Annotated in this window: 9 protein-coding genes; 6 read left to right on the top strand and 3 right to left on the bottom strand. The window is 63.2% G+C overall.

Annotation, left to right across the window (positions count from 1 at the left end):
* Positions 1-8: 8 nt before the first annotated feature.
* Together U1E20_RS07025 and U1E20_RS07030 are read right to left on the bottom strand one after the other, a co-directional pair.
* Positions 9-1,385, bottom strand: coding sequence for a tryptophanase (locus tag U1E20_RS07025; protein WP_409979881.1), 1,377 nt, complete (start codon positions 1,383-1,385; stop codon positions 9-11).
* 143 nt (positions 1,386-1,528) lie between these two features.
* Entirely contained in the window at positions 1,529-2,815 is a 1,287-nt protein-coding gene (locus U1E20_RS07030) for a hypothetical protein (RefSeq protein ID WP_409979882.1), read from the bottom strand.
* A gap of 338 nt (positions 2,816-3,153) precedes the next feature.
* Between U1E20_RS07030 and U1E20_RS07035 the strand changes: the two genes are divergently transcribed.
* Positions 3,154-3,957, top strand: coding sequence for a lytic transglycosylase domain-containing protein (locus U1E20_RS07035; RefSeq protein WP_409979883.1), 804 nt, complete (start codon positions 3,154-3,156; stop codon positions 3,955-3,957).
* An 80-nt stretch (positions 3,958-4,037) separates the two neighbouring features.
* Here U1E20_RS07035 and U1E20_RS07040 read toward each other — a convergent pair whose 3' ends face one another.
* The gene (locus U1E20_RS07040) at positions 4,038-4,793 is read right to left on the bottom strand and encodes a hypothetical protein (protein WP_409979884.1); all 756 of its coding nucleotides are present in this window, start codon (positions 4,791-4,793) and stop codon (positions 4,038-4,040) included.
* Between the two features lie 467 nt (positions 4,794-5,260).
* Between U1E20_RS07040 and U1E20_RS07045 the strand changes: the two genes are divergently transcribed.
* The 5 genes from U1E20_RS07045 to U1E20_RS07065 all read left to right on the top strand — a co-directional run bounded on the left by U1E20_RS07045 (position 5,261) and on the right by U1E20_RS07065 (position 11,464).
* Positions 5,261-6,028, top strand: a complete 768-nt coding sequence (locus tag U1E20_RS07045) for a Bax inhibitor-1/YccA family protein (RefSeq protein WP_409979885.1) — start codon at positions 5,261-5,263, stop codon at positions 6,026-6,028.
* A gap of 116 nt (positions 6,029-6,144) precedes the next feature.
* Positions 6,145-6,873, top strand: a complete 729-nt coding sequence (locus U1E20_RS07050) for a cytochrome c biogenesis CcdA family protein (protein ID WP_409979886.1) — start codon at positions 6,145-6,147, stop codon at positions 6,871-6,873.
* Positions 6,831-8,048, top strand: a complete 1,218-nt coding sequence (locus U1E20_RS07055) for a DUF1624 domain-containing protein (RefSeq protein ID WP_409979887.1) — start codon at positions 6,831-6,833, stop codon at positions 8,046-8,048. Before U1E20_RS07050 ends, U1E20_RS07055 begins: the two co-directional genes overlap by 43 nt.
* A 156-nt stretch (positions 8,049-8,204) precedes the next feature.
* Complete coding sequence (locus tag U1E20_RS07060; protein WP_409979888.1) at positions 8,205-10,799, top strand: MMPL family transporter; 2,595 nt, start codon at positions 8,205-8,207, stop codon at positions 10,797-10,799.
* Between the two features lie 98 nt (positions 10,800-10,897).
* On the top strand, positions 10,898-11,464 hold the full coding sequence (locus tag U1E20_RS07065; protein ID WP_409979889.1) for a DUF2147 domain-containing protein: 567 nt from the start codon (positions 10,898-10,900) through the stop codon (positions 11,462-11,464).
* The last annotated feature ends 216 nt before the right edge of the window (positions 11,465-11,680 follow it).

Genomic DNA, 11,680 nt, shown 5'->3' on the forward strand with positions numbered 1-11,680 from the left:
GGCGCGCCTCAACGCTCTGCCGGCTCGTAATGCGCGGTGAAATGTCTGAGAAACGGCGCTTGTTGCGTGATCCGGTAGGGCTTGATCGAAGCGCGCCGGCGCCAAACGGCGTCGAGCGTTTCGATGAGATAATCGAAGTGGCTTTGGGTGTAGACCCGGCGAGGGAACGCCAGCCGCACCAATTCATGCGGCGCGGCGATTTCCCCGCCGTCCGGCGCGGGCTTTCCAAACATCACGCTGCCGAGCTCGACGGCGCGAATCCCGCCTTCGAGATAAAGCGCATTGACCAGTCCGATGCCGGGATAGTCGCTCGGCGCCAAGTGCGGGCAGAAGGCGGCGGCGTCGATGAAGATGGCGTGGCCGCCGGCCGGACGGACGATCGGCACGCCGCGCGCGATCAGCGCCGACGCGACATAGTCGACGGTCGCATGACGATAGCGCTGATAGTCATATTCCAGCGCTTCCATCAGGCCGACGGAAATCGCCTCGAGATCGCGGCCGGCGAGTCCGCCATAAGTCGGAAATCCTTCGGTCAGGATCAGCAGGTTGCGGAAGTCGTTTGCCCAATCATCATTGTTGCAGGCGAGAAACCCGCCGATATTCGCGAGCCCGTCCTTCTTAGCGCTCATCGTCGCGCCGTCGGCGAATGAAAACATCTCCCTTGCAATGTCGAGCAGGCTTCGATCGGCGAAGCCTTGCTCGCGCTGCTTGATGAAGAATGCATTTTCAGCGAAGCGGCAGGCGTCGATGATCAGCGGGATGTTGCGCCTCTCCAGCAGTTCCTTGACGCGCCGGATATTTTCCATCGACACCGGCTGGCCGCCGCCGGTGTTGTTGGTCACGGTGATCATGCAAAAGGGAATGTTGGCGGCGCCTTCGATCTCGATCAATCGCGCCAGCGCGTCGAGGTCCATATTCCCCTTGAACTGTTTCTCGGAATAGAGATCGCGCGCTTCGGTCGTTGGCGCATCTGTCGCGACGGCGCCGACATATTCGATATTCGCCCGCGTCGTGTCGAAATGGCCGTTGTTGGGAACGACGTTCCCTTTTTTCAGACGAGTCGCGGCGAGAATGCGCTCCGCTGCGCGTCCCTGATGCGTCGGGAAGATATGTCTGAAGCCGGTGATCTCCCGCACGGTTTGCTCGAACCGCCGCCAGGAGCGGCTGCCCGCATAGCTTTCGTCGCCGAGCATCAGCGCCGACCATTGCCGGTCGGACATCGCGCCCGTGCCGCTGTCGGTCAGCAGGTCGATGGTGACGCAGTCGGCGTCGAGGAGGAAGACATTGTTGAAGGCCGCGGCCAGACAGTCTTCACGCGCGCCGCGCGTCGTGATCGGCAGCGCTTCGGTCATCTTGATGCGAAACGGCTCGATAATCGTTCTCACGGCAATGCTCGCGTCTCATGGAAATGAGAGACCGACACGGTTGCTTCGATCAGCGTGTCGCGTGATCTTCAAATGGGCATCATCGCGCGCCGGGTCCAATAAACCCGTTCACGCGGCTCGCGCCGCGCCGTTGAGAGGCGAAATTACTGCTGTGCGCCGAGCCGCCCGAAAAATCGACGAACCGAATTCGCGGTGCGTTTCAGAAAGGCGGAAAAGCCGTCGCTCTTCCGGGAAGAGCGACGGGCGCCGCTTTTTTGCTGCGCCTGCTGTTTCGGTTTCGAGTCGGCATTGGCGTTTGGCGTCTCGCGCTTGGGCTCAGAAGCATTTTGATCCTGCTCTGATCCGCCGCCCTCGTGCGATTTTTCAGCGCCGACGGACTCGGGCTTCGGCGCTGAACCCTTGTCGGGCTGCGCGGGCGTCGCCGCTTCCTTGGGAGCGGCCGGAGTCGGGGCCGGCGCAGCCTCCTTGACTTGGGGGGATTTGTCGCCCTGCGCCGCAGGGGGAGACGCCGCTTTGGATTCCGGCTGAGGACCCGGCGCCGCAGGATTCTGCGTCGGAGTTTTCGGCGCTTCGACGGCCGGCGCAGGAATTGTGGCGGCCTCGCCGGGCTTTGCCGGCGCGGCGTCGGCCGGACGAGCGGTTGAATCGCCCTTTGGCGCGCCGCCATTGCCCGCGGGGCGAGTCGGCTGGACGTTCGGCGTTCCTTCGCCATGCGACGGACGTGCGGGAGCCGGGCGCGTTTTTGCTTTTTTGGCGGGCGGCGGAGCAGCGCCTGGCGCTCCTCGATTGAAGCCGCGCGGCGAATCGCCGGAATTCCAGAGCGCCGTCTTGAGGCCGAAGAGGGAAACCAGACCAATGACGACGACGCCGGCGATGGCGATCAGTCGACCAACGCCGCTCGGCCGTCGCCTGACGAGAGCCCTTTCGCCGCCGACCGCTACGAGAGCGCCGACGGCTCCCGACGAAGCTTGATCATCGGCGCGCGTCTCGCGGCCCGCGGGTTCCGCCGGCGCCAATGGGCTGAGTTCCTCCACGACAACAAGGGCCTGCTTGGGCGAGGAATTCGCATCGTCGTTTCCGATGGCCGGGGCGCCGGCGTCATCCGATCTGGAGATGAATTCGACGCGTCGCTCTTCCTCCTGATGACGCTTGAACCCTTCAATCAGCCAATTGTCGACAGGAACTTCAGCGCTTGCGACCGCCGCACGATCGTCGCCCGAGCGTTGATGGCTTTCCGCTCTTGCACGCTCTTGCTCTTGCCGGCGCCTGAAGGCCTCGGCGACCCAATTATCGCCTGACACATAGGGAGCGTGAGGCGTTTGGTTGGTTTCGGGCTCGCCTCCACGCGCGGCGCGCTCGCTCTTTCGGCGCTCCTCTTCACGACGTTTGACCGCGCTGAGCGTCCATTCGCTTTCGAGAATGTCTTGCAAAACTCATCCCCACTTGCCGGCTCCCGTCCTGCGCGCATGGCTGCAGCAACGTCATCCGGGAACGCATGAGGCATACATTTGGGAAGATGCTAGCCGACTGACGCGGTTCGTCAATGATGCTTGTCCCGCCAAGCGGCGGCGCGCAGCAGCGTCAAGCTTACGATCGCTCACGTGACGGTGGCGCGAAATTGTTGATTCAGGGTAAGCTCCGGCTGAAAGCGGGATGAAACAATTTGGAGAAGTGGATAGGCTGGGCCGAACGGAGCGGACGCGAACGCCCGACGTTGAAGCCAGAGAAAAGCTCGTTCAAAAGTATGGGACAAAGGGGAAGAACAGCTATGCGGACTGCCCTCACAATTGCGACCGCGCTCGCGTTTAGTGCGATGATTCATCCGGCGATGGCGGCCCAATGCGGACATTCGGCGGCGGGCTTCGAGAACTGGAAGCAGGAATTCGCCCAGGAGGCGCGCGCTCAGGGCATCGGCCAGGCCGGCATCAGCGCTCTGATGGGGACGCATTACAATACGGCGACGATTTCGGCCGATCGCGGCCAGAAAAGCTTCCGCCTGTCGCTCGACCAGTTCCTCGCCAAACGCGGCGGCCCGGCCATTGTGGCGCGCGGACGCGCGCTCAAGCGGTCCTACGGCGGGCTCTTCTCGCAAATCGAGCAAAGCTATGGCGTGCCGCCGGGGCCTCTGCTCGCCATTTGGGGAATGGAGACTGGGTTTGGCGCAGTGCACGGCAATCAGCATGCGCTCTCGGCGGTGGCGACGCTCGCCTATGACTGTCGCCGCTCAGACTATTTCACCGATCAGCTTTACGCCGCGCTGACCCTGGTCGATCGCGGCGCGCTGTCGCCGAATGCGCGCGGCTCGATGCATGGCGAGATCGGACATACGCAATTCCTGCCGAAAAACATTCTGAACTATGGCGGCGGCGGCAATCTCGACAACGCCGCGGCGGCGCTGAACGCCACGGCGAACTTCCTTCACGCCCACGGCTGGCGCGCCGGCGGCGGCTATCAGCCGGGCGAAAGCAATTTCGGGGCGATTCAGGCGTGGAACGCCGCCACCGTCTATCAGCGCGCGATCGCGCAGATCGGCCGCCAGATCGATGGCGGCGGAGCGTCGCCCGAACAGTAATATCGCGTCGCGCGCAAAGCCGAGAAGCGCCGGCGCGCACCCGCGCCGGCGAAGCATCGAACGCCGAACCGAAGGCCCCGTCACTCGGCTGGAGTGGCCTCGGGGCCGTGATTCTCATCCGGCGTCGTGGGCGGCGGCGCGGGCGGCGCCGGCGGCGGCTTGTGGGCCTTGGTTGCGGCGGTCTCGCGACGGCGATGGATGAGATAGATGAAGAACGCGGCGAGCGTGCCAATCCCGAGGGTCAGATAGACGGGAAGCGTGCGCATGAAGGTCTTCCCGACCGAGAAGGGGAAGCGCGACACCCAACGCTCGCCGTGATCGCCGGTGACCGTGACAATTCCGACGAAATAGCCCGGCTCGTCGAAATTATGCTCAAAATTGATCGTGCCGGTCGGATAAGTTTTCGGCTCCCGGTAGGCGACTGTGACAGCCGGGAGATTTTCATTCTCCTTGTCCTCGCCGCCGACGTCCTTGACGATGCGCAACTCGACTTTCATGTCGCGCAATTCGTCCTGCTCGGCGTCCAGCACCATGATCATCGGGCCGGTCGCGGGAATGTCCTCGCAGAACTCGTTCTTCGACGCCTCCGGCAGATAGCCGGTGAAATTCATGATGTCGGGACCGATGAACAATCGGCATCGGCCTTCGGCCGCGCCCAGGCGGCCATGCGCTTCGGCCGGATCGGGCGCCCCCGCGACGGCGACCGCCAGGACGGCGGCGACCGGGAGAAGTGCGAGGCGAACGCCCCTGGCGAAACGGCAAACGCCCAGGCGAGCGGGGCGATTGTCGCTCCCCTGCGGCGCGGGATGCGCGTCCGGATTTCCACCTTCACGCATGATGACCTCCTGGGTCTTCGTGTGCAAGAACACGCGACACTCAGAAATACTGCTTTGCGCCGCACAAAGCAGTTCCGTCAAGCTTACGCTCGAGAAAACGTCTCAAGGACGCCTGAGGCTTGATGTTAGCGGATTCCCGGCTATCAGCAAGTGTGCGACGATCGGCCGCCATCCTGCGCTGCGCAATGCGCTTGCCCTTTCGGGCGCAAGCCTGTCCTCGAACCGCCAGACGCCAGAAGGAGCGCTCCGCGGCGCAACAACGGGTGCGGCGCAACATTAATTGACGGTAACCCGAAAAAGCTCCATGCCGGCGCCAACTTTCGTGAAGGCGCCTTAATTCGCAACCACCTTAACAAGAGTTCATTCGTCGCCAGCTTGCCACATAATTAAGGCGGAGCCATATTCAGCGCGAGGCGGGAGGCGCTCTCGTGAGGCGCCGACTGGCCAAACAGACTCAAGAGGATCACATGTCCAACTTCGACCGCAACACCAGCTTCGGCTATGGGCGCGGGGTCGCGCGGCCGACCACGGCTGAGATCGACCAGGGCCTGCGCGCCTATATGCTCGGCGTCTACAACTATATGACGCTCGGCCTGGGCGTGACGGGGCTTGTCGCGCTCGGCACCTACATGCTGGCAGTGGCCAAGTCGGCGCCGGGCGCCCTCGCGCTGACGCCCTTCGGCCAGATGCTCTACACGACGCCGCTGCGCTGGGTGGTGATTCTGGCGCCGCTCGCCTTCGTCTTTTTCATCGGCGCACGCGCGAACAGCATTTCCGCCGCGACCGCCCGCAATCTCTTCCTCGCCTTCGCGGCGGTGATGGGATTGTCGATGTCGTCGCTTCTGCTGATCTTCACCGGAGCGTCGGTCGCGCGCATCTTCTTTATCACCGCGGCGGCGTTCGGCGGTCTGAGCCTCTATGGCTACATGACCCAGCGCGATCTTTCCGCCTTCGGCTCCTTCCTGGTGATGGGCGTCTGGGGCCTCGTGATCGCCGGCCTCGTCAACCTGTTCCTGCAATCGACCGGCCTGCAGTTCGCCCTGTCGATCATCGCGGTTCTGGTGTTCGCCGGGCTGACCGCCTGGGACACGCAGAACATCAAGGACATGTATTACGAGAGCGACAGCTATGAAGTCGCCCAGAAGAAGAGCGTTTTTGGCGCGCTCTCGCTCTATCTCGACTTCATCAACATGTTCCAGTCGCTGCTGTTCCTGTTCGGCCAGCGCAACGACTAATTGCCGAAACTTCGGATAAAAGCCCCGCTTCGGCGGGGTTTTTTCTTGTCGGCGAACCTTTGCGCGCCGGCGCGCCTGTGGCAGAAGTCTATGGGCGATCGAGCTGAGGACACTGAATGGCGAATGTCACATTCCCGGCGGCTGCGGCGGCGGGACTATTGTCTTTCCTCTCCCCCTGCGTGCTGCCGCTCGTGCCGCCCTATCTGACCTATCTCGCCGGCGTCAGCATGGAGGACCTCGAAATCGAAACGCGCTCCGCGGCGCGGCGCGACATTCTTTTCTCCTCGATCCTGTTCGTGCTCGGCTTCAGCACGGTGTTTGTCGCGCTCGGCGCGACGGCGAGCGCCTTTGGCGGCCTGCTGCGCGCCAATCTGCATATCCTGTCATGGCTGGCGGGCGCGATCATCATCCTGATGGGCCTGCACTTCATCGGCCTGCTCAAAGTCAGCCTGCTCTATCGCGAGAAGCGCGCCGAGATCACCAAGCCGATGGGACTGTTCGGCTCCTATGTCATGGGCCTCGCCTTCGCCTTCGGCTGGACGCCCTGCATCGGTCCGATCCTCGCCGCCATCCTCGCGGTCGCCGGAACCCAGGAGACGGTGGCGCTCGGCGCCGCTCTGCTGGCGACCTATTCGCTTGGACTGGGCCTGCCCTTCATCGGCGCCGGCCTGGCGCTCGGCCGCTTCCTGGCATTCGTCGCGCGTTTCCGACGCCATTTCGGCAAGGTCGAGAAAGTCGTCGGCGCCCTGCTCGTCTTCACCGGCGTCGCCTTTCTTACGGGCGGCGTGCAGGAGATGTCCTATTGGCTACTGGAGCTGTTTCCGGGCCTCGCCAAGCTCGGATAAGCGAAGCGCAAGACCCGCTTTACGACGAGCATCGGCTGCCGGAGATCGACCGGCTGCGCGGCCTCGTCATGGTGCTGATGGCGCTCGACCATATGCGCGATTTCTTCGACGCCGACGCGATCCGTTTCTCGCCGACGGATTTGGATCGCACCAACGCCTTTCTATTCTTCACCCGCTTCATCACCCATTTCTGCGCGCCGACCTTCACCGCGCTCGCCGGCGTCAGCGCTTATCTTTATGGCGCGAAGGTCAAGGACTCCGAGGCGCTGTCGAGATTTCTCGCGGCGCGCGGCCTGTGGCTGATTTTTCTTGACGCCGCCGTCATCAGTCCGATCTGGAGCATGGGTTCCGGACGCATCGAACTCGGGACGCTCTGGGCGATCGGTTGCGGCCTCGTGGCGCTCGCCGCGCTGTCGCGACTGTCGCCGCGCACCGTGCTTCTCACGGGCGTCTCGATCATCTTCGGCCATAATTTGCTCGACGGCATTCACGCAGCCGACCTCGGCGCTTTCGGACCGTGGTGGAGCCTGCTGCACGAAACTGGCAAGTTGCCGTTCGATATGCCCGGCGACGTTGTCTATCCCGCGCTGCCCTGGATCGGCGTCGCCGCGCTCGGATATGGAATCGGTCCGCTGTTCCTCAAGCCGGCAGATCTGCGGGACCGCGCACTCTATCTCGCGGGCGGCGCAGCGCTGGCGCTGTTCGTCGTGCTGCGCTTTTCGAATCTCTACGGCGATCCGCATCCCTGGAGCGCGCAGCGCGACTCTCTGTTCACCCTGCTCTCGTTTCTCAAGGTAACGAAATATCCACCCTCGCTTCTCTATCTTCTGGCGACGCTTGGCGGCGCGGCGCTGGCGCTGCCCGCGCTGGCGCGCGCTGGCGGACCAATCGGCGCGGCGCTGACCGTCTTCGGCCGCACGCCGCTCTTCTTTTACGTGTTGCATCTTTACGTCGGCGTGGGCGCGGCCCTGGCCTTCGTGCTTGCGCAAGGCTATTCGCTGTCGGATATCGCCGGCTGGGCGAAAGCCGGAGCCCCGCCGCTGGAAGCTGGCGCGGGCCTCGCGGGCGCTTACCTCGCCTGGATACTCGTGATTTTGGCGCTCTACCCGTTCTGTCGCTGGTTTGCCGAGGTGAAGCGCCGACGCCGCGATCTCTGGTGGCTGACCTATCTGTGACATGATCGCGTCATATTGCCGCATGGAGTTGCGATTAAGGATTCGACGCAAGTCGCCTTGGTGGTCGCACCGGGCGCTTGTATAGAGAAACCCGACCCAAGAGCGCCGACTCCCCGCGCCTATGAGGTCTTGCGCCAAAAAGGCGGGAAATACGGAATGCTCGAAAAGCTGGTCGCCTTTTGCCTCCGCTGGCCGTGGACAGTGGTTCTGCTTACTCTCGGTCTGACGGCGGGCGGCGTTTACGTCACCGTCGAACGATTCGCGATCGACACCGAGACCGCCAATCTTTTTTCTCCCGACGTCGCCTGGCGCAAGAACGAAGCGGCGCTCTACAAAGCCTTTCCTGATCTTCTCGACTTAATCGTCGTCGTCATCGACGCCAAGACCGGCGAAGAGGCTGACGACGCCGCAAAGCGCCTCAATGACGCCCTGCAGGGAAATTCGCTCTTCTCTCGGGTGTGGCGTCCCGATGAGCATGAATATTTCCGCAAGAACGGCCTGCTGTTTCTGCCGGTCTCCGACATCGAAAAGCATGTCGGCGTGATGATCGGCCAGCGCGACGTTCTACAGCCGCTTGCCGAGGACCCGAGTCTGCGCGGCCTGTCTGACGTGCTGGTCGGCAATTTCAAGTCAGCTTCCGGCAGCGAACGCGCCTTGAAAATGTATGTCGGCGGCGTCGAAGAATTTTCCGCCGCCATTGAAGCGGCGCTCGCGGGAAAACCGGCGGAGGTCGACTGGGGCAAGCTGTTCGCCTCCGGCGGAACCGCGCCGGCTCCGCCTGAATTGGAAAAGCGCCGCATCGTCATCGCCAAGCCGATCGTCGACTATACCGACCTGGAGCCGGGAGGCGACGCGATCAAATTCGTGCGCAAGACGGCCGACGATCTGCATCTCGATGAAGAGCACGGAATCAGGCTTCGCCTGACAGGCCAAATCCCGCTCGCCGACGACGAATTCTCCACCATTTCGGAAAACATGGCCTTGAACACCACCGGCACGCTCGCCGTGGTGACGCTCATTCTCTTCGCGGCGCTGCGCTCGCCAAAGCTCATCCTCGCGGTGCTCATCACCCTGATCGCCGGTCTCGCGATGACCTCGGGGCTCGGCATTTTGATGATCGGCCGCTTCAATCTCATCTCGGTGGCCTTCGCAGCGCTATTCATCGGGTTGGGCGTCGACTTCGGCATCCAGTTTGCGACGCGCTATCGCGAAGAACGGCATAATGACAACGATCTCGAACGCGCGCTGCTCTCGGCGACCCGCGGCATCGGCGGCTCGCTCACCCTCGCCGCCGTGTCGCTGCTTGCCGGATTCTTCTGCTTTCTGCCGACCTCGTTCAGCGGCGTGTCCGAACTCGGGCTGATCGCCGGCGTCGGTATGATCGTCGCCTATATCGCGACGCTCACATTTCTACCGGCGGCGATCAAACTGCTGCGTCCGCGGGCGGAACATGTGCCGATCGCGACGACATCGCTCGCCGCCGTCGACCATTGGATCGCGCACCACCGCCTCTTCGTGCTGATCGCCACGGCGATCGTCGTGCTGGCTGGCATGCCCGCTCTGATGAATCTGGTGTTCGACTCCAATCCAATGAATCTGCGCGATCAAAGGGTCGAATCGGTCGCGACCTTCCTCGATCTTTCGAAGGACCCGAAAACCGCGCCCAACAAGATCGAGGTGCTGGCGCCGTCGCTTGAAGTCGCGCGCGAATTGGAAAAGAAAATCGCGGCGCTGCCCGAAGTCGATCACGTCGATACGATCGATTCCCTGATCCCCAAGGAACAGGACGACAAGCTGGCGCTCGTCGACATGGCGGTGTCGCAACTGCGCGGCGCGCTGAATCCCAAAATGAAGTCGCCGGCCAGCGACGCCGAGACTGTCAAGACGTTGATCAGCGCCGCCAAGGCGTTGCGCAAGGCGACCGCGAAGAAGCCCCTGCCCGCCGTGACGCGCTTTGCCGACGACCTCGACGCTCTTGCGAAAGCAAGCCCGGCGACGCGCGCCACGGCGCGAGATGCGGTATTTGTCGGCTTCGAAAAGATGCTAGGCGAAATTCGTCAGGCGCTGCAGGCGCAACGCGTGACGATCGACACCATGCCCGCCGATTTGCGTCACGAGTGGATTTCCGACGCTGGCGTCGTGCGAGTCGAAGCGACGCCGAAAGGCGACAGCAATGACCGCGTCGTGATGACCAAATTCGCCGAGGCGATCCAGGCGATCGTGCCGGACGCGAGCGGCCCGCCGGTGATCGTGTCGGAAGCGCAAAAGACCATCACCCGCGCTTTTCTTGAAGCCGGACTCTACGCCTTCATCGCCATCTTTATCATCCTGGCGGTGGCGCTGCGCAATCCGATCGACGTCGCCTTGACGCTCGGCCCGCTGGTGCTCGCGGGAATCATGAGTCTTCAGGCCGCCGATTTGCTCGGCATGTCGCTAAATTTCGCCAACATCATCGCGCTGCCGCTGATGTTCGGAGTGGGCGTCGCCTTTCACATCTATTACGTCATCGCCTGGCGAAAGGGCGTCGTCGACATGTTGGCCTCAAGCCTCACCCGCGCCATTTTCTTCAGTTCGCTAACGACCGGCACCGCTTTCGGCAGCCTGATTTTATCGAGCCATCCCGGAACGGCGAGCATGGGTCAACTTCTTGCCATCTCATTGTTCTTCACATTGCTCGCCGCGTTTATAATCGTGCCCGCGTTTCTTGGTCCGCCGCGCGAACCGAAAAGGGACACGGCCGACGCGGCTTGACCGAGTCGGCGTTCCGGCGTTCGCTAGATTGAGCGAATCGCCTTCACCGCAACCAACAGAGGTCCGGCGTCATGAAAAAAATGATTCTACGCGTCGCTATGGCGGCAGCCCTCTGCGCCCCATCAGCGGCGAACGCCGTCGACGCCATTTACGGAGTTTGGGTTCGCGAAGGGCACCCCAACGACAAGCTGGAATTCTACGACTGCTCGGGCAAGCTTTGCGCCAAGGGCATCGAGCCGATGCCCGACGGCTCGCCGCCGCCGGTCGTTTTGAAGAACGCCGCGAAGACGACGCCCAACCATTGGGAGGGCGATATCAATGATCCCGAAAGCGGCAAGACCTATATCGGCAAGATCGCGCTCGATTCGCCGACCGCGCTGACGATGACGGGCTGCCTCGTCGCCTTCCTGTGCCAGAGCGAGACCTGGACCAAGGTTTCCGGCCCCACCAAGCCGGCGGCAGACGCCAAGCCCGCCGCCCAGGAGCCTGCCCCGAAAGCAGCTGCGCCCGAGGCCAAGGAGCCGGCGGCGAAAGAGCCAGTCGCGCATGAGCCGTCTGCGAAGGAAACGCCAAAGCCGGCCGCCAAGGAGACTGCAAAGCCGGCGGCGAAACCGGCAAAGCCGGCGAAGGCCAAGCCCGCTGCGCCCGCGCCCGACTCGGAATAGCGACGGCGCCCGGCCCCGAAGCCGCGCCGTCCTTACCGATACGTAACTTGACCATAGCGCCGCCGCGCGCGAGCTTGTGATTCACAGCTTTTCGCGCGTTGACGGCCAGCGCGCGCCTCCTCGCCGCCGCTTGGGATGGCTTGCGATCCGCCGCTCGCCCGCTTGGGGCGAGCGAAACGGAGCCGCAGGGCCCGAGGGCGCGGGCCTTCCCCAAGC

The sequence above is a fragment of the Methylocystis sp. genome (assembly GCF_046349115.1).
Classification (GTDB): domain Bacteria; phylum Pseudomonadota; class Alphaproteobacteria; order Rhizobiales; family Beijerinckiaceae; genus Methylocystis.

Bases quoted from the DNA above. Each gene is read 5' to 3' on its own strand.
- U1E20_RS07035 (WP_409979883.1), top strand. From the start codon at position 3,154: ATGCGGACTGCCCTCACAATTGCGACCGCGCTCGCGTTTAGTGCGATG.
- U1E20_RS07040 (WP_409979884.1), bottom strand. From the start codon at position 4,793: ATGCGTGAAGGTGGAAATCCGGACGCGCATCCCGCGCCGCAGGGGAGC.
- U1E20_RS07045 (WP_409979885.1), top strand. From the start codon at position 5,261: ATGTCCAACTTCGACCGCAACACCAGCTTCGGCTATGGGCGCGGGGTC.
- U1E20_RS07050 (WP_409979886.1), top strand. From the start codon at position 6,145: ATGGCGAATGTCACATTCCCGGCGGCTGCGGCGGCGGGACTATTGTCT.
- U1E20_RS07060 (WP_409979888.1), top strand. From the start codon at position 8,205: ATGCTCGAAAAGCTGGTCGCCTTTTGCCTCCGCTGGCCGTGGACAGTG.
- U1E20_RS07065 (WP_409979889.1), top strand. From the start codon at position 10,898: ATGGCGGCAGCCCTCTGCGCCCCATCAGCGGCGAACGCCGTCGACGCC.